The sequence below is a fragment of the Paenibacillus sp. AK002 genome (genome assembly GCF_053903045.1).
This window is the reverse complement of record NZ_CP096377.1, coordinates 1,264,431-1,283,860: the sequence shown is the minus strand read 5'-3', so window position 1 is coordinate 1,283,860 and position 19,430 is coordinate 1,264,431. Positions and strand designations below refer to the sequence as shown.

The following is a 19,430-nucleotide window of genomic DNA, read 5'->3' as shown; positions in this document are numbered from 1 at the left end:
GGTTCCCTCTATGAAAGCCGCGCCCTTTCATATTATTCTATAATATCGTCATAACGCAAGTAGGATGTAACAAATTTGTTAGAACCTATAATAGACTTGTGCCATTTTTGGTAAAGATTCCATAGATAGAATCTGATCTACAGTAACCTGTTTCCGATAGATGCCCCCTGTTGGCGGTAATGAAATAACCGCCTCCCTATACGTTATAGAGAGGCGGCTGCTTGCCCATACTCGGTGAAATCCGTTTAATTTCCTTGCTCTAATATCGCTTCCAGGCGAGTGAGCAGGACCACTGTCTCGGCCCGAGTTGCCGGATTCCCTGGCCTCAGATTAGACTGGCTGTCGCCTTGGATCAATCCACGGGCAGACAGCTCCATCATGGCTTCCCTTGACCAGGCTTGCACCAGGGCATGGTCGTTGTAAGCAGACAGGCTGCTGTTTCCTTCCACAGGGAGCGGGGCTCCTGCAAGCTTCATGGCACGCTGCAGCATCACGGCAAGCTCTCCTCTGGTAACCGATTGAATCGGACGAATAGTGCCATCCTTATAGCCCTTCAAGATGCCTGCTTGCATAGCATCCGAAATGGCATCCTTAGACCAATCAGGCCAATATTCACTTGTGTCGGATCTGTCGGCCTCGACAGAAGCGAACGGCCCAAACCAACGATTCAGCAGAACGACAAACTCGGCACGCGTAATATAGGCATTGGGCCGGAAGGTTTTATCTGGGTACCCGCTAATCTTAGCTGATTTAACTGCCTTCATGATAGCATCCTCAGCCCAATGTCCTTTCACGTCAGAGAACTCTAAAGTCTCTATTCTTTCTCCGTCATCCCCTCTCCCAGGCACCGGATCCTGATCTTCGATTGCCGGAGGCACCGCTGGTTTGTCCCCTTTCCCTGACTCAGAGTCCGGTTTCTTATCGGTTCCAGGAGTCGGAATGGGATTGGAACCAGAGCCCGAATTTGACCCGGGTTCAGTGACCGTACCCGGATTCGGCTGTGGATTTGGATTTGGATTAGGTTCGGGATTCGGATCAGGACCCGGGTCAACATCCTTATCCGTAACCTTGATTACGGCACTAGTGGAATGCGTGCCATAAACGGCGTTTAGAACGGTCTGTCCTTTCCCTTTTCCTGTAATCAGCCCCTCAGTACTGATTGTCGCAATCGTCTCGTCCTCTATCGTTAACTTGCTATTCGATGTAATGTTTCTCGAATTGCCATGTTCATCCGCTGCGATAAGACTGGCTTGCAGCGAGCTGCCTATCTCCAGTTCGTATTGCTGTTTGTTGAAGGATATGCCTTGGATGAATAGCTCGAACTCAACCGTAATGGGATCCGCGAGCAGCAGACCTTCAAGTGACGATGCACTGATTGTGGCGATCCCCGGCTGATTAGATACCAAGGTGCTCTCATAGACGCCATAGGCCGACTCTGTCACCGTGGTCATCTGCCCCAAAGAAGAAGTTAACTCAATAGGGCCAAGATAATCGTCCAGATCGTTGCCATGGACATCCTTGATGTGAAGCTTGATCTCTGTGGATTGCTTACCATCTGCCACCACAATTTTCGGGTTCGCCGTTAATGTGGAATAAGCTCTGTTGGGAGTCCCGGCTCTAAACGATACTTTGGCCGACACTTCAAAAGGCTTGCCATCCAAAGTCACACCAATATTAGCTATACCTGCTGTATCGGATCGAAGCTCGGCTTCATAAACGCCATAAGAGGTTTCTACCGGTTCACTGACCGTTCCAAGCGAGCTGGTGAATGCCGCCTTACCGCCGCTTCGGTTCAGCTCATTTCCGTCAGAATCCCTTAACTGCAATCTCAATACGATCGGATCAGCACTGCCAACGGCTGACATGGAAGGCGTTGCTGTCAACTCTGAATGGGCAGGGTGAGGCTCTCCGGACAGTACGACAATTTGCGCTGCCGGAACCTCCAGGCCATTGATCCTGGCTGTTACCTGAACAGGCCCTGGAGAATCTGCCAGCATATCAGCCGCATAACGCCCTTCTCCTATGTAACTTACAGGCCCTACTATCATCGCCCCTACAGCTTGCATATCCACGATGTCCGTACCGAAGCTGACCGGCTGTCCTTCATGGCCGGCCAGCTGAAGAGTCAACCGGTATGGCTGCCCCATAACCGGTCCGATGCCTTGTTTAGGCCAGTAAGCTTTGTCATAATGGCTGAGTGACAGTTGGGTAGGCTCTATGGCGCTGTCCATTTTATAGCCGCCTCCGAGCTGTTTTTCTCTATTACTCCCCATGCTCCAGAGTGTGCCGTTATCCAGCATGATTACCGTATGATGACCGCCGGTCTCGGCTTGCAATACTTTAGCATTACCCGGCAGCCTGGTGACTCGCCCTGGCCGCTCCTCCAACCGATCATCTCCACGGCCAAGCTGTCCTGTAATGTCCGCTGAACCCCAAATGGTATTGCCGCCCCAGGTCCACACACTGCCGTCTTCGCGAATCGCTGCGACGTGTGCAATCCCTGCCGATATATCAACAACATGGCCGAAAGCATCTCCAGATGCCTTGTCCAATACAGGCTTGGGATAATTTGAATAAGTCCCCTGGAGTGTGTCAGAGCCTAGCTGCCCATAACCGTTGACCCCCCAGCTTAATAAGGTTCCGTCCTCTTTTAAGGCCAAGGTATAATCATTACCGGTAGATACCTTCTTGATTCCATTCAGAGGATTCTTGTTCTTATCCAGCGCATGGACGGGATACGAGTGACTAACTAATGTGAGGTCCCCCAGCTGATAGGCCCCGTTATACCCCCAGCCCAGCAGCTCCCCGTTCTCCGTTACCGCCATGGTAAACCAATTTCCTGCATGAATTTGCTTAATTCCTGTCAGGAATTCGGAAGCGTTCTTCTTCACCTGGACCGGTCTCTCGACATACTCCATTTGGCGACCGTTCCCTACTGCACCTGATTGATTATCTCCCCAAGCCCACACGGTTCCGTCTTTCGCCAATGCGGCGGCATGCGTAACTCCGGCAGAAATCTGTTCAATCGGAGGCAGGCCTGCAATCGGGATTGCCGTTGGATAATAATAGGTTCCCTCGAACGGCCGCCCCAATTCATTACTTGCATTTAAGCCCCAGCCGTATACAGTTCCGTCAGCGGATAAAGCAAGCGAGTATTGTTGTGATGCCTCGACTGCTACAATGTTCGCGAGAACTTTAAGTTCACCGTTCACATTCTCATAAACTGGCTGCGCAAAGCTGGTGCTGAAATTCGAACCTTGTTTCCCATTCCCCAGCTGTCCCACCATATTCGATCCCCAGGACAAAACCGTTCCATTATCCAGCAAGGCTAACGTATGGTACCCTTTTGAGGATATCGAAACGATGTTAGTCTCTCCGGGTAAGCCTGCCTTTCCCGTATCCGCATGCCCTGTGGTACCCATCTGGCTCGCCAGCAAGAGTACGATGAGACATATGTGCCATATTTTACGTTGCAATGCGTCGACTCCCTTCTATGGATTTCATATGAATGCGACAAAAGTATACAAAACCCCGGGACCATTGCCTATTATCCAAAGTTAACAAAGGGGACAAACGAGAAAAAACCGCGGCTCACCCCCCTGCTCCACGGCTATGGTGCATAAACATAATGAAGTAATACATATGATCGACAGCCATCCACCCATGCCCCGACCCACATATCGTGTACCCAAGGAGAAGTACGTACGATGTACAATAAATGCTCCTCTATTTCGAACGTTCCATTTCAGATCCCGAGAAGGTTTTCAGTACCGCCTGTACTCTTGAGCTGACACCTAACTTACTGTAAATCCGGTTCAAGTACACCTTCACGGTCCCCACCGTGAGTCCTAGTTCATCGGCAATGGACTGGTTGGTATCCCCCCGGCGAAGCAGGGCCAGCACTTGTGTTTCTTGGGGAGTTAGCCCATATGTACCGAAATGGTCCAGAAGATCTAGGCTTGCCAGTTTCTCCTGTCTCATCTCTTCCATCAGTTCAGCCATATAATCTTTCAATGGAGCTGTCTTCATAGCATCACCGTTAGTATTCAGCTCCTGCAGTAGTTGATACACCCAATTCCCTTCATCCATAAATGTGCGTTTATATCGATACGGCATGACAAGCGAGAGCGCCTCTTGAAGAAACAACGTAGCTGCCTTTACGTTTCCGCGAGTGTATTCCGCGTAGGCCTGCAGGACGATGACAGATGCGGTAATATTAATGCTTCCAGCTTCTTCGGCTTGAATCCGGAGGGCCGCAAGCATAGTTTGCGCTTGACTGGCTCTCTGCTGATGAATGAGCAGTCGCGCCCAGGTCATGATTTCCAATGAATACTCAAGGCTTATCCGCTGCATCGACGAAAGGTTTAGCTCCTGAAAGCCAGCCTCTGCCAGGGACAACTCTCCGTCTCTAAGATCGATCTCCACCAAAAAAGCCCGCAAGGCACTGCACCATAATATATCTTCTCTTGCTTCCATGATATTCAACGCATCCTGCACGATCGCCCTTGCCGAATGGTGGTTTCCTTCCTTCCGTTTGAGCCTAGCCATAGTCAGTCGGATCGGAATGAACAAGCCTGGAACGTCTTTGTATCGTCTGCCTTCTAAAAGCCGATCCAGCCAGAATACGCATGCATCCAGCTCATTCTTCTCATAAAAGCCTTCTGCCATGGCTTGCATGACATATTGACACATCAAGGAATCCTCCCAGCCATGGCGTTCCAGAATCGAGACAATTTGTGTGCCTACCTGTGCCGTGGTATTCGTAAGAACGCCTTGAAGCCCGAACGGTGTATTGCGCACAAAAGGTTCCCGGTTATTGTAATTGAAATTAAAGAATATGGGATCCTCCGGCAGTCGATGTTCAATCGTCTGAGCAAACTGGAACCATTCATCAAATTGTCTGGAATTAAAAGCAAGATTGGCTTTTACAAAAAAAAGCCCGCTCAGCCATTCTAGCTGCCGCTCCATGATTGGCAGTCCATACAAACCTGCTTCCAATCGTTCAAGCAAATCCCGTGCTTGGTCACGCTTCCCTAGAAGAGAATATACAAAGATCTTCACAAACAGCAATCTGTCCGGCAAACGGATTCCTTCGGGAAACCTGTTAAGCCACAGCTGAAGAAGGTCGAATTCTCCCTTCTTGATCAGCTCCATCATATGCTGATCCACCAGAGCGGCTGCCATCTCGTATTCCTCCGCCAACAAGGCGTAATCGATCGCTTCCTCATGCCATCCTTCGCGCGCATATACCTGGCTTGCTCTCCGGTTAAGCTCAATCCATCGCTCGGGGTTCTGCTGCTTTAATAAGCTGCTCAGGAAATCGCCAAACACATGATGATAACGATGCCACCGTTCTTGGTGATCCAAGGGAATCAGAAATAGCCCTTTGGCTTTTAGCACCTCCAGCATGCCATCACATTGGGGCAGCTCGGTGACGGCAGCGCATATGTCCGCGTGAAATCGCCTCATAACCGAGGTTTCCAGCAAAAACTGCCGTAAAGGCTTGTCCAGCCCGCGCATGACTTCATGACTCAAGTAATCACTCAACTGCCTGTTACTTTGGATAAAAGCATCAGAGCCCGGTATGCCAGCAGCTTCGTTCTGCCGCTGCGCAATAAGTGCTAATTGGAGTCCGGCTGCCCATCCTTCTGTACGTCGAACCAAGCTATTCAGCTTCTCAGGGGCGAGGGAACGCCCCAGTGTCTGTTGGCACAGAGAGCCCGCATCCTCCTCGTTGAATGCTAGCTCCTGCGCTCCTATCCGCTGCAATCTTCCGCTTAACAGCCATCTCCCCATCCCCTTGAGGGGCAGCTCCGCGCGCGAAGCGATGAACACCCTGACAGAATCGGGCAAATGCTCGATCCAATAATTCAGACTTTCATGAATTTCCTGATGGGTAATCGAATGATAATCGTCCAATACCACGTTTATAGACAGAGAGATGCCATGCATCTCCATAATAAATTGATCCAAGAAAGAATAAATCACTAGACCTGAATAAGGAACCAGCAGGGGCAGCAGGCGATTTTCGATCCCGGAAGGTAAGTAGGGCAAGAGCGAATGGATCATATAGCGCCAAAATCTCCGCAAATCGTTATCCTGCTCATCCAAAGTTAACCAAGATGCCGGTCCGTGCTGCCCTTCATGGTGCATATACTGGACCAATGCGGTGGTCTTTCCGCTGCCGGCAGGGGCTACAATCGTGATGATCCGATACCCGCTGCCCTGATTCTCCCTCTCATCCCATACAGAACGGCTGATCCATGAATCCCGTAATGCTGGCGGCTGCAATTTAGTTCTTAGAATAACAGTCCCTTCTCCCATGTGAGTCACCTCCAAGTCTTACTGTTACTATAAAATACTCTTAAGTATCTTTCCAGGTTAATCCTCAAAGTCCGGCGTTTCCCCGGAAATTAATAGGATTACCCTCTCAAAGGATCTAAACAATGCCTGCTGGCATACATACTGGTGAAGCTGTTGTACAACCGATCAGCATACGCAAAAAGCGGCCTTACTCTGGATCATCCAGAGTAAGGCCGCTTGGAGCTGCATCTCGACATTAACCCGTTGATTCTCGAATTAATAGCCCAGTGCGGTTTTGGCTTCCTTCCACTTCGCGTTCAGCTTGTCGAACGCAGCCTGCAGATCGTCGGCCACGATATATTCCTGGACGTAATCGCCGGTACCGATGCCAATCTGCGCCTTATTCGCGATCTCGTTAAACTTCGGATCGGTCGCTTCGCTCTCGATCAGCGTCGGATTGAACGATTGGAATTCGGCGAGCTGCGAGATGGAGGACTCCGCCGATTTGATGATCGGCATGAAGCCGGAATCTTCCACGTATCCGGATTCCTTCACGAAGAAATCAACCCACGCGGTAGCAAGCTCTTTGTTCTTGCTGTCTTTGCTGACGGCGATGAAGTAATCCGAACCGAGCGGCGCGTTGTACTTGCCGCTATTATCGTACGGGAGCGGGAAGAAGCCGATGTCCTCCGAAGCCGCGCCGGCGCCGATCACCTGCGGAATCACCCAGTTGCCCAGGAAGTACATCGCGGCTTTGCCGGAAGCCATTTCGCCTTTCGAAATCTCCCAGTTGTTTGTGTACAAGTCTTTCTCTACCCATTCCTTTTGCACGAAGGTGCGTCCGATATTCGCAAGGATGCCCCATGCATTATCCACCTGGAACGGCGCTTCCTCGGCGACCTGCTTCGAGGCGAACTGCGGATCCCCGTTCACGTACCATGCGGAGTTATCCGCCCAGTTGCCCATCGTCCATTGGGCTCCGAAGTTCATGTACAGCGGAATGATGTCCGCCGCTTTCAGCTTCTCTGCGGCTGCGTACAGCTCATCCAGCGTGGTCGGCACTTTGTCGACGCCTGCAGCCTGGAACGCCTTCTTGTTGTATACAATGCCTTGCGTATTGACGCCGGTGGAGATTCCATAGCGTTTCCCTTCGAAGAGGGTATTGTCCGCAAAATAAACGTCCTCGAACATCGTATCCGGCAATGGCTCAAAGTACTTGCCGTACTCCGAGGTGGCAAGGCCAGTCGGAATCATCAGCACGTCGCCGGCCTCGCCCGTGGTCAGACGGACCTGAATGTCCGTCGCATAGTTGGTCAAGCCTTCAAATTCAATCTCCGCCTTCGGATATTTTGCTTTGAAGGCTTCCACGTATTTGTCCAGCGTGCCGTCGTTTACCAGGTCGGTGCGGTGCGTCAGCACCTTCAGCTTGCCGCCCAGCTCCGCTTCGCCGGATGCCTCGGTCGGCTCGCTGCCGGCGTTGCCGCTCGGCGGTGCCTCGGTGCCTGCGTTATTCGTTTTATTTCCTCCGCAGGCGGCCAAAATGGATGATACGGTTAAGAGCAGAAGCAATGCCATCGTAAATCTTTTTTTCATTTCGTCTTCCCCCTGTACGTTGAATGTACTTGCGTTTCTTCGCATCTTCATGAAGCGCTTACTGATATCGCTTACATTTCAAATGATAATCGCTAACACGTTCAAAACAAATGAATTGTTTTTGTTTTTATTGTCATAAATTATGCTAACATATCATTTTCTTGTTAGTCTCGATATCACCTGCTTCTCGGCGGCCGACAGCAAAAATCGCACCGTACGTCCTAACGAACGTGCGGTGCGATGTTAACCCTATGTTTATGTTCAGCTACCTTGCGCACCGAGCCGGTACGCCCGTCCGATCCAGCATTAAACCCGGATGCCGGCCGCATAAAATGTCTTCACCGTCTCCTCGGCCAACTTGCCGTACATGCAATAATCATCGTTCAGGGACGCTTCCTCCACGCCATACAGCCGCGCCGGCCAATCCCACAGCATGTACCCCTGCATCCACTCCCGCTTGGCGCAAGCAGCGAACATCGCTTCATAATACTGCCGCTGCTCCTCCTCCGACGGGCCGCCGGGCAGCGACCAATCGTTCGGGCGGACCGCGGAGCCCTCGCGGCTCGGACAGCCGGCTTCCATGAAGAAGAACGGCTTGTTCCATCGGCGGACCGTGCCTTCGATCCGATCCAATTGCTCCTCCCACTGGTCGATCGGATAATAGCCGCTGGAGGAGATGATATCTACCTCATCCCACCAGCCCACGCGCTCCTCCTGATATTTATCGCAATTATACGTCACCAGCCCGCCGTAGACGTTTCGTACATCCGCAATCAGGGCCCGCCACTCCGCGTCCCGCTTATCGGCCTGCACCATCTCGCAGCCCACGCACAGCATCTCGCATCGCTCTTCCTCCGCGATTTCGGCATAATGGCGAATGAACTCCCCATAGGAGCGGAACCATTCCGCCCAGCTCGGCTCACCTGGAACCTCTTCGTCGAAGAAGTTAATATGGGCCCGCCACGTTCCGTTCGCGACGTTCACGACCGGCTTCAAGCACACCTTGAGGCCCAGGCTCTTCGCCTTGCGGATAGCCCATCGCACCTCATCGTCCGTCACCGTCGGTTCTTCCCGGAACGGGATTTCCGTCGACTGCGGCGTTGCCTGCACGGCCGACAGCGCGATGGCCACCCAATTCACGTCCATGTCCGCCATGCGTTCCATGGAGAATTCCGCCTCGGGTCCCGTCCAGGAGCCCCGTACGCCGGTCCACCCCCAGGTCATGCCGCATACTTTTTCCGTCCACTTGTTTGTCGAGTTCATATATCGAGTCTCCTCTTCTTCATCGTCTAGTGTTCGTTATTTAACCGCTCCGTTCGTAACCCCCGCAAAAATGTACCGCTGCATGAACAAGAACAACACGACCGTCGGAATGAAAATAATGAGAATGCCTGCCGAAATCACGTTCAGCTGCGCCGCATTCGGACCGATGAAGGAATAAATCGCGGTGGATACCACCTTCAGGTCTTGGCTCGGCATATACAGGTACGGCGTGTAAAAATCGTTGTAAATCGAAATGCTTTTCAGAATGACCAGGGTCGCCGTAGCCGGCGCAAGCAGCGGGAAGATGATGGAACGGTAGATTTTGAACAGGGACGCCCCTTCCAGCATGGCGCTCTCATCCAGATCCCGCGGGATGCTGTTCACGAATTGCAGATAGATGACGATCTGGAGCACGTCGGCTCCCAAGTACAGCAGAATCGGCGCAAGCATCGTGTTGTAGGCCCCCAGGCTCTGGATGACGCTGAAGGTAGCCACCTGCGTCGTGACCATCGGAATGACCTGAGCGACCAGGTACATGCCCATGATCGCTTTTTTCATCTTGAATTCGAACCTTCCGACGGCATAAGCGACCATGGTACCGAACAGGATGTTGCCGACTACCGAAATGACCAATATGATCAGGATATTGCGAAATCCGAGCCCCAAATCCCCGATGTCGATCACCCGCTTGAAGTTCTCGAAGTTAAAGAAATTGTCAGGCAAGCTGAGGCCGGATTGATAATACTCCACCTGGGTCTTGAACGCCCCCACGAAGATCGAGTAAATCGGGAAGAACACCACGAACAAAGCGACAACCAACGTGAAATAATTGAAAATCCTAAAGCCGATCGAGCCTTCCCTTTTCATGATTGCTTCTCCTCCCTGAACAGCAGCTTCCGTTGGATGACGATGAACAGCAGCACGATGATCAGCAGCACGACCGCCATCGCCGAGGCCAGCCCGAAGTTCTGATACTTGAATGCCGTATCCACCGTTTTGATGACGAAGGTCGACGTATCGTTCGCCCCGAGCAGCATCACAAACGGAATATCGAACGCTTCGAGCGCGCCCGTCAAGGTGAGGATCAGCATCAGCTCCAGCACGCCCCGGATGCTAGGCAAGGTGATGTAACGGAACTTCTGCCAGCCCGATGCCCCGTCGATGGATGCCGCTTCGTACAGGTCGCCCGGTATCGACTGCAGGGCCCCGATAAAGATGACCATGTTCAGCCCCATGTACTTCCACATCGAGATGAAGGCCAGCGCAAAATTCACGATCCCTTTGTCGCCCAGCCAGCTCTGCTGCCAGGATTCGAGTCCAAGCGCGCCGAGCAGCGTATTCAGCGAGCCGTATTCCATGTGGTACACGTTCTTGAACATGATGACCGTAGCCACGCTGTGCAGCACGTACGGCAGGAACAAAGCGACCCGGAAGCCGTTTCTCCCCTTTAGCTTGCCCGTCAGAATAACGGCAAAATAGAGGGCAAAGACGACCTGGATGAGACCCCCGATCAGATAATACAGATTGTTCTTGAGTGAGCTGAACACTTCGGGCTTCGTAAAAATCTCGACGTAATTGTCAAAGCCGATAAAGTTCATATCCCAGCCGAGACCCGACCAGTCCGTCAAGCTGTAATACAACAGCGAGAGCGCCGGATAATAAGAGAAGGTCAGTGACAGGAGCACGGGAATGGCAAGGAAACCGAACAGAATAAGATAGCGCTGCGTTTTATAACTGAAATTGAACACGTTCCCTTCCTCGCTTTCTGGATGAAATGGTACCGTTTTCAATCATTATAAAAGACAGCGCCCCGAAAAATAATAGACTTTGTTTGCTTTTATTGTCCTCAGTTTAGATAACAGTCACCTAACAAAATCGCGGTACTCCTTTGGCGTTTTTCCGGTCATTTTTTTGAATACTTTATTAAAATAAGCCGGGTCCGGGTAGCCCACGCGTTCGCCGACCATATACGTCTTGAGCCCGTGATCCTCCTTCAGCAGCCGCTTGGCATGCTCGATTCGCACGGCGATGCAATAGTCCGTAATCGTCTCGCCCGTTTCGGTCTTGAACAGCTTGCTCAAGTAGCTCGGAGTCAAATAGACCAGGTCGGCGAGGTGCTGAAGCTCCAGCTCCTCGGTGTAATGCTGCTGAATATAGGCTTTGATCGTCTCGACAGCCCTATGCTCGTTCTTCCCTTGATCCAGGAGACCGGCGGCAGCCTCCACAGCGCGCCTCAGCCGGGCCGCGAACGAACGCCAATTCTCGCTGTCCCCCGGCTCCAGGTTCCAATCTGCATCCCCTGCGTCAATGCCGCGCTGCTTCATCTCTTCCGCCATATGCGACTCCAGGGTCAGGCAAGCCTCCCTTAATTCGGCCCAGCCGGGCCGCAGGGAAGCCGTCTCTTCCAGCCAAGTGCCCATCGCCGCCGGCAAACGTGCATACTCGCCTGCACGCAGCGCCGGAAGCAGCTGTTTATCCAAGGAACGGACAAGCCGGTAGCGTTCTTCCCGGTGAACCGCCGGTATGCCTTCGCCTCCGCAGTTGCGCCGTTCATCGCTGTACCAAGCCTGCTCCAGGACGCTCGCGGCTTCCCTATAGGCTTGCGGGAGCCAGCGGCTCCCGCTGAATACGCCGCTGATGCCCAGCTTCGCCGAAGTGCCCGCGGGAAGCTGCTGCAGCAGCATGGCCGCCCATTCTCTCGCCATATCCGCATGGCCCGACTCCGCGATGGACGCCAAGATCGCCTGCCTTCCTCCTTCGCAGCCGATGATTCTCCGCTCCGTCCCCCAGACCAACGTCCACGCCAGCAGCTTCTCTTCCGCGATCTCCGGGAACGTGCGAAGCAGGAGCACCGCGTAATGTCCGTGGAACAGCGCCTGCTGATCCAGCCGGTCGCAGACTTCTTCGAACAGATGCTCTGGCATGGTTCGCTGATCCGTGCCTAACAGGAAGCTGACCAGATCGTCCGACTCCAGCTTGCGCTCGTTCTGCTCGCCCTTCACCAGCTCGTCGACGTTCTCCAGCATGCGAAGCAGCTCTTTCATGTTGACCGGCTTAAGCAAATATTCCAGCGCTCCCTGACGCATGGCGGTGCGGGCGTACTCGAAATCGTTGTAACCGCTGAGCACGGCGAATTTGGTACGGGAGGCCATCTGCTTGATATTCGCCATCAGCTGGAGCCCGTTCATTTGCGGCATTTTGATATCGGTAATGACCAGGTCGGGCTGGAGCTCATGCCATTGATCCAGCAGCTCCTGGCCGCTTGCAAACGTCCCCACGACCCGATATTGCTCGCCTGCGTCCCGTATCAGCTTGCCAAGCCCCAGCCTGATCCGTTCCTCATCGTCCACCACGGCGATGTTAAGCATTTGCAAGTCCTCCTGTTCTCGGTTCTTCTATATGTTCCGCGGGAAAGGTAATCCGAACGGCAGTTCCTCGCCCTTCCTCGCTTTCTACGGCAAGGCCGTAGGGTCTTCCATATCGGAGCTGCAGCCGCTCGTGCACGTTTCGCAGCCCGACTCCCCGGCCGTCCGGTCCTTGGGGCTGCGCCTGATCCAGCATGCTGCGCAGCCTCGCAAGCGCTTCTGCCGACATGCCCAGCCCGTCATCCGTAACGGTAAACACATGATTCATGCCATCCATGGCATAGGTAATGGTCAGATGCAGCAAGGATTTGTTCTCGTCGAAGCCGTGATTGACGGCGTTCTCGATGATCGGCTGAAACAGCAGCTTCATTACCCGAATGGAATCAGCCCCCGGATCATCCGGCAGCGTCAGCACGAACCGCTCGCCGTACCGGTAATTCAGCAGCTCGATGTAGGCTTTGACATGCTCCCACTCGTGCTTCACCTCCACGACCTCGCTGCCGGCATGAATGCTGTAGCGCAGCTGCTGTCCCAGCAGCTGCACCATATCTCCCACCTCTTGGTCGTTATGAAGAACGGCCGTCATCCGGATCGTTTCCAGCGTATTGTAAATAAAATGCGGATTGATCTGGTGTTGAAGCCGCTCCAGCTCCGCCTCCTTTTTCCGCTTCTCGGCGGTGTAGATATCGTCGATGAGCTGTTTGATGCGTGCCATCATCCGGTTGAACGAGACCCCGATCAGCGAGGCTTCGTCCCGCCTTCGGACCGGGAACACCACATCCAGCTTGCCGGTCTGCACCTGCTTCATCAAATGAACGATGGACCGCAGCGGCCTTGTCAGCGCATAGATCAGAATCAATGAAATGATGAGGGCAAAGCTGGTAACGCCGACAGCCGCCGCGATCGTAATCTTCCGGGTCTTCAGCGCATCCTGCATCAGCTGCCGCTCCGGCACCGTAATCAGGATCAGCCAGCCGGTCTGCTCGGATTTCCGGTAAACGACAAGTTGCTCCTCCCCGTCGACCTTATGGCGAAAGCTTCCTTCGTTGCCGGTGGCCTGGGCAAGCGCCGCATTGTCGGTCATGCTGCGGGACAAATATTTCTTCTCGCTGTCATAGATCACGGTCCCGTTGTCATCCAGGATGAAGGTGGTGCCGTGCGTCGTCTCCTCCAGGTCGGTGACGATGTTCTCGATCACGCCGATGTTGGCATCCACCACAATGGTGCCGATGGAATGGTACGATTTATCGATGATGTCGCGAACGACCGTGAACATGTACTGCTTGCTGCCGGCGGACACGGCGATCTCCTGCGTGCTGACCAGTACGGGCCGGCCGCCGGCCTCCGTGGCCAGCTTGCGCCAGTTGTCATAGTACTGCTGCAGATTCGAGCGGTTGCCGCCGCTTTTGACCACGTAATAGGGGTTGCCGAAAAGGTCGAACAGGTACACGTTGCTTGTGCCTTCTTTGATGTTGTTCATGAAATAGATGCTCCGCTCGACCTTGCGCGTAATCTGGAGCTTCAGCTCACTCTCGTTCTGGCTTGCCGATTCCTTCGGCTGCCCTTCCGCCTGGTAATGCCGATTGGACATCTCGAGTCCTGACTGAATTTCATTAAGGTACGAAGGAATGATCGATATTTTCATCATATCGGTCACGTAATCATCCAGCTTGCCCATCATTTTGCTCGACAGCTGGGACACGTAGGCGACCGTATTGTTCTCGATGGTGGCCGTATAACGCTCTGCCGCAAAATACGTGATGAGTCCGATCGGCAGGATGATCAGAAACAGAAAGACCACAAACAGCTTGCGGTCCAAGCGTCCGGCCGGCCGCTCCTTCCATAGACGGGTAATGTAGCCGCGCAGGTTCACGTCAGTCGACCTTCTTGGCATAAGCGGTGGATTCGCGGAGGATGAAGTCGCCGGCCAGCAGTATTTTTTCCAGCGGGCTGTCCGGCTGCTCCACCCGTCTCGCCAGCATCTCCACCGCCCTGCGTCCGAACGCCTCCTTGTTGACGTGGATGGTGCTCAGTGACGGAGCCGCATAAGCGGCATCCTCAATATTGTCAAAGCCGGTAACCGAGCAGTCTGCCGGCACCTTGGCGCCCAGCTTGCCGAGCACCGTCATGATACAGATGGCAATGGAGTCGTTCGCGCACACAAAGGCGGTTGGCAGTTCCTCCATCCGGCTTAGTATCGTCTCGAGCGACTCCGTCATCTCGGAGCGGTTATCTCCTTCGAAGCTGAGGAGCTCCTCGTTCTGATCCAGCAGGATCCCCTGCTCGCCGAGGACGGAACGATAGCCTTGATAACGATCGGCGAAGCTGCGCGAGAACCGGACGTTCCCCACGAACTGAAGCCTTCGATGCCCGCACCCGATCAAATAATTGGTCACCCGTCTCATGCACTCCACATTGTTCATGAACAGGGCATCCGACGGTATCAGCGGATCCTCATGATCGATCAAGACGAAGGGAATATCCAGGCTGCGGATTTCGAGCAGCAGCTGCGAGGAGATAAATCCGACGCCGATGATGCCTCTCACCCCGCTCGGGTTAATCAAATTCGCGAAGCTGTCCTTGAACTGATCGGTCACGATGACCATCCCCGTGTCCCTTGCCTCAAGCTCATTCGTGATGCCGTCGATAATCCGTCCCCAATACAGGGAATCCCGCGTTTGGTAGCGGACATTCGGCACGAGCACGATGACAGTCTCCTTGGCGGCTTGGCTGCCGTCGGCGTTGGCTTCGTTCTTCTTGCCTCCGGCCTTCGGCGACTTGTTGGCAAAATAACCGAGCTGGGTCGCGACGTTCACAATTTTCTCCCGGGTCTCGAGACTGACGCCGGATTTACCTGAAAGCGCTTTAGAAACAGCGAACTTCGAAAGGCCGAGATGATCGGCAATTTGCTGCATCGTGACTTTCCCTGCCATAACCTGTACACATCCTTTAAGGTAATCGATAAGTTATTAGTTAATTGTTATCATAACATTTCATTTATTAGGTAAACAATTAAAACTTTTGAATGCAGCGACGGCGCAGACAAAAGCCCGTTCCAACCAGGAACGGGCCACTTTACGATTTAAGCATATGAACGTTTCATTAAGCCTTTCGTTACTCCATTAGCACGCTAACCGTTCAGCCCCGTTAACGGTCCTATCCCCTTGCTGCTGCAGCGGTTTCGCCAATCACTTGCCTTAGTACAGGCTCAAGCCGGTCCGCCATCAGCTTGAAGCCGAGGTCCGTCGGATGAACCCCGTCAACGGTCGTTTCCCCGGGATCGTCGCCTAACCAATCCGATCCGTCCACAAACGTTAGGTTATGGTCTCCAGCCTCAGTCAGTTCCCGAACGAGCTCCATCTGAAACTTTTTCCGTTCAAGCCGTCCTTCGCGAAACTCCGGCATGAACGACTCGGCTCCATGAGGGATGCGGGATACCAGGATGATGGGAACCTCGGGATGGAACCTCCGGTAGGTCTCGATATACCGCGGCAAGGTCTGACGATAAGCTTCGGTCCCTCCGCAATTCGCCTCATAATCAATCACGAGACAGGCCGGCTCCGAGATTTGGGCGGCCAGTTCGGCAAGCTCCGGCTCTCCCTTGCCGTTCCCCGAGAAGCCCAGGTTGACAAACTCCAGATGGAGCCTGCGGCTTAAGATATTCGTGTACGACATGCCGGGCCGCGACGCGCATCCGCCTTGCGTGATGGAGGTTCCGTATATCACCACTCTCGCGCTGGAATCATAGGGCTCCGGCGCAAGGACCTCGGCTCCCGGCTCCATTCCGATCCATATCTCCTCAACGCCCTGGTATAAAGGCATGTTGAGCAGGAACGAGCGTGCTTTGCGGTCCTCGACAGTGAAAAGGCTGCTCTCATACTCTGCCTGACCTGGCTGGAAACGGGCGGTTCCTGCATGTTTCCACTCGCCCGGGCCGCCGATATACGCATCCACTCCGCACTCCCCGGTGGGGGGCATATGGTACATGCCGGAGCCTGCCGTCAACCGCACGCGGACGGATACGTTCCGCGAATCCGTTCGGAAGCGGATTTGACCGCCCGATGTGCAGTTCGCAAGCGTATCCACCTCCGGTCGGACGGGGACCTCAGGTACGGCTGGCAGCCTGCGATAGATACGTTCGGTGTCGAACCAGGCAAAGCCGGATACTCGGAATGGCTCTTCCAATGGGGAATACCATAACAATTCGTCCGCTTCGGCGTGATCGATCTTCATGTTCTGATCCAATAGAAATGGAGACACCTTCTCAGGTTCAGGGCTATTGTTCTGCACAATGTATCGCCTCCCTATGTAAGCTCGAATTGAAGTACATTGCCTTAGAACGGCTTATCTGTCCCATGCGGTGGCAACCTCTTCCTTCAGTTCCTTCAGCAGCTCTTCCTTGTCATCCCGGTAAAACATGTTATAGGTGTCGAACGGGATCATCCGCCCGTCGGGATGCACGATATGCACGCAGGATTTCTTGACGGACCGGACATCGAAGTTATGGGCATCCAGGAACTGCATGATAATGACCCGGAAGACGTTGTCGTACGTAATCTGCTCCGGCACGGCGGCCAGCGGCAGGCAGCAGAGCAGGCTCTTCAGGGAAATCGCCGAGGATTGCGGCGAGTGGCCCGTCGACAGCAGCTCAAACATTTTTCCCCGGATGACCGGGTCCTGTTCGAATACAATCGTGTTGCTGTCGCCTTCAAGCAGGATTTCCGGGTCGATCATCCGCGTCAGCGGGAGCACTTCCCCGCCCAGCTTCAACGCATAACCCATGGCGAGGCAATCCGGGTGGCAGGGCACCGGCAGAATGTCCGCGTCCGTAAACACTTCGGACTGGTCGATGATCATCCGCCGGACTTCGCTTACGGTCAGCCGATCGGTTGCCGGATCATACCCCTCCAGCCGTCCCGCCGCCTGAATCGGCTGAATGGTGACGCCGCGGACCGCCTTTTGCTGAAGCCCATACTGAATGATGTCGCCGATTTCGCCGTCATTGAGCCCTTTCTTCAGCGTGACGACCAGCGTCGTGGAGATGTTGAATTCATTCAGGTGCTCGATGGCCTGCCGGCGGATGCGCCGCAGGTCCGCCCCTCTCAGCTCCTTCAGCACATGTTCCTCAAAGCTGTCGAACTGCAGGTAAATCTCGAAGCCGGGCATATACTCGGCCAGCCTCCGCGCAAAATCGCGGTCCTGGGCGATGCGGATGCCGTTCGTGTTCACCATGATATGCTTGATGGGACGGCTTTTGCACATATCCAGGATGTCGAAGAAATCCGGGTGCGTCGTCGGCTCGCCGCCGCTGATCTGCACGATGTCGGGCTCCCCCTCGTTCTCCACGATCCGGTCGAGCATGAATTCGATCTGTGCCAGCGACCGGTAGGAGGTGCGGTGCGGCGACGATTCGGCGAAGCAGATCGGGCACTGCAGATTGCAGTGATCCGTAATCTCCAGCAGCGTGAGGCAGCTGTGCTGCTCATGGTCCGGACACAGTCCGCAGTCGTAAGGGCAGCCGTAACGGATCGGCGTATTCCAGACGAGCGGCATTTCGGACGGCTTGATGAACTTTCGCGTCTGATGATAATACTCGGCCTCGGTTGCGATCAGCACTTTTTCCGGACCGTGCACGAGGCATCTTTTGAGCATATACACCATGCCGTTCTCCTCGATGATCTTGGCTTCCACTTTGCGATAACAGGTGGTGCATATGCTGTTCGTCAGTTCATGATACAGATAAGGCCGGTTTTTTGGCATAATCAAAACTCCTTTGGTCAGCTTGGAAGACGGGAACCCGGCGTGAAGCGGCGAATCCGGTTTCTGCCGCCGATCAGCCATGCGTAATAGATGAGGCCCGCGATGCAGGCCAGCTGGATATTGTTCAATCCCAGGTAAGGATGCGGCGTCGGCTTGATCCATTCGATCGCCAGGCGGAACAGCAGATACCCGGCCATGAACCATTGGAACATCCGCCCGGACACATAGCCCTCGCGAGTCGATCTGCCGCGGCTTTGGCGGTATAGCGGCATCAGCAGCAGGGCCAGCACGATCAGGAAGAGGATCTCATACAGCTGAGTCGGGTGGCGATAGATCCCGTCGCCGAAATCCACGCCCGTGAACCAGGTTGTCGGCGTGCCGTAGGTGTGGTCGTCGAGGCCGGTCAGAAAACAGCCGATTCGCCCAAGGCCCAGGCCCAGCATCAGCGGGTACACAAAATCATCGCCCGTGGAATGCTTCCAGCCCACCCAGCGTTTTGTCAGCTCGACGCCGATCAATCCGCCGAGAAGACCGCCGACAATCGTCTTGCCACCCCAGAGGAGATGGAATTGGCGCAGCTGTTCCCAAGTGGCCGCCGGATCTTCAAACCAGTACAGCAGCTTGGCCCCAATGGCAGCCCCGGCGATGATGCCGGCCAGCAGCTGCAGGCTCATCAGCTTTGTCATGCCGCTCGGCCGGCGGGTCCATAAATACACCCGAAAGCCGATAAAGTAGGCCAGCGATTCAAATAACACATGCGGATGAATCCGCCAGGAGCCCAGGTACAAATAAACAGGAAATTCCATCCGCCCACTCCTTGAATGAAAACTTGAGTTGAAAATAAGACCTTGCTCGAGTTCGAAACGCGTTCTTTAATAGGAAAACAGGATCGTTCCGCAAATCGCGAGCAGCAGCAGCGTAAGCCCGCCCAAAATGGCTAGTATGGAGACGATCACGGTCACCCATATGTTCCTGGACCGTCCGGGCATGCCGGGAGCAGGGGGCATTTCGCCGCAGCGGTAGCGGCAGCGGCCCGTCTCCGGATTATGGCATTCGTCGCACACCGGCTTCCCGCAGCGCGTGCACTGCGCGGCGGCTGCCCTTTCGGGATGGTTCATGCAGCGGTAAAATTCCATCGAATCACCT

At 54.1% G+C, this 19,430-nt stretch carries 13 protein-coding genes; all 13 read right to left on the bottom strand.

Features of this window, described 5'->3' with window-relative positions; all coding sequences use genetic code 11:
- Positions 1-245: 245 nt before the first annotated feature.
- Positions 246-3,476, bottom strand: a complete 3,231-nt coding sequence (locus M1D70_RS05500; protein WP_456289366.1) for an RCC1 domain-containing protein — start codon at positions 3,474-3,476, stop codon at positions 246-248.
- 250 nt (positions 3,477-3,726) lie between these two features.
- Positions 3,727-6,324: a LuxR C-terminal-related transcriptional regulator gene (locus tag M1D70_RS05495; protein WP_456289365.1), complete on the bottom strand. Its 2,598-nt coding sequence runs from the start codon at positions 6,322-6,324 to the stop codon at positions 3,727-3,729.
- Between the two features lie 255 nt (positions 6,325-6,579).
- Positions 6,580-7,896 (bottom strand): ABC transporter substrate-binding protein, encoded by a 1,317-nt coding sequence (locus M1D70_RS05490; protein ID WP_009593153.1) that lies wholly within the window; start codon positions 7,894-7,896, stop codon positions 6,580-6,582.
- Positions 7,897-8,202: 306 nt separating this feature from the next.
- Positions 8,203-9,159 (bottom strand): glycoside hydrolase family 113, encoded by a 957-nt coding sequence (locus M1D70_RS05485; RefSeq protein WP_456289364.1) that lies wholly within the window; start codon positions 9,157-9,159, stop codon positions 8,203-8,205.
- A gap of 36 nt (positions 9,160-9,195) precedes the next feature.
- On the bottom strand, positions 9,196-10,026 hold the full coding sequence (locus M1D70_RS05480) for a carbohydrate ABC transporter permease (protein ID WP_456289363.1): 831 nt from the start codon (positions 10,024-10,026) through the stop codon (positions 9,196-9,198).
- The gene (locus tag M1D70_RS05475) at positions 10,023-10,907 is read right to left on the bottom strand and encodes a carbohydrate ABC transporter permease (RefSeq protein WP_009593160.1); all 885 of its coding nucleotides are present in this window, start codon (positions 10,905-10,907) and stop codon (positions 10,023-10,025) included. The genes M1D70_RS05480 and M1D70_RS05475 overlap by 4 nt, the downstream gene beginning before the upstream one ends.
- 114 nt (positions 10,908-11,021) lie before the next feature.
- Positions 11,022-12,527, bottom strand: coding sequence for a response regulator transcription factor (locus M1D70_RS05470; protein WP_456289362.1), 1,506 nt, complete (start codon positions 12,525-12,527; stop codon positions 11,022-11,024).
- Positions 12,520-14,397: a cache domain-containing sensor histidine kinase gene (locus M1D70_RS05465; protein WP_456289361.1), complete on the bottom strand. Its 1,878-nt coding sequence runs from the start codon at positions 14,395-14,397 to the stop codon at positions 12,520-12,522. Before M1D70_RS05465 ends, M1D70_RS05470 begins: the two co-directional genes overlap by 8 nt.
- Position 14,398: 1 nt before the next feature.
- Positions 14,399-15,457, bottom strand: coding sequence for a LacI family DNA-binding transcriptional regulator (locus tag M1D70_RS05460; RefSeq protein ID WP_456289360.1), 1,059 nt, complete (start codon positions 15,455-15,457; stop codon positions 14,399-14,401).
- A gap of 223 nt (positions 15,458-15,680) precedes the next feature.
- The gene (locus tag M1D70_RS05455) at positions 15,681-16,814 is read right to left on the bottom strand and encodes an SGNH/GDSL hydrolase family protein (RefSeq protein WP_456289359.1); all 1,134 of its coding nucleotides are present in this window, start codon (positions 16,812-16,814) and stop codon (positions 15,681-15,683) included.
- Positions 16,815-16,868: 54 nt separating this feature from the next.
- On the bottom strand, positions 16,869-18,284 hold the full coding sequence (locus M1D70_RS05450; protein WP_456289358.1) for a radical SAM protein: 1,416 nt from the start codon (positions 18,282-18,284) through the stop codon (positions 16,869-16,871).
- A 17-nt stretch (positions 18,285-18,301) separates the two neighbouring features.
- Complete coding sequence (locus M1D70_RS05445; protein WP_456289357.1) at positions 18,302-19,090, bottom strand: prolipoprotein diacylglyceryl transferase family protein; 789 nt, start codon at positions 19,088-19,090, stop codon at positions 18,302-18,304.
- Positions 19,091-19,156: 66 nt separating this feature from the next.
- On the bottom strand, positions 19,157-19,420 hold the full coding sequence (locus M1D70_RS05440; RefSeq protein ID WP_009593178.1) for a hypothetical protein: 264 nt from the start codon (positions 19,418-19,420) through the stop codon (positions 19,157-19,159).
- Between the last annotated feature and the right edge of the window lie 10 nt (positions 19,421-19,430).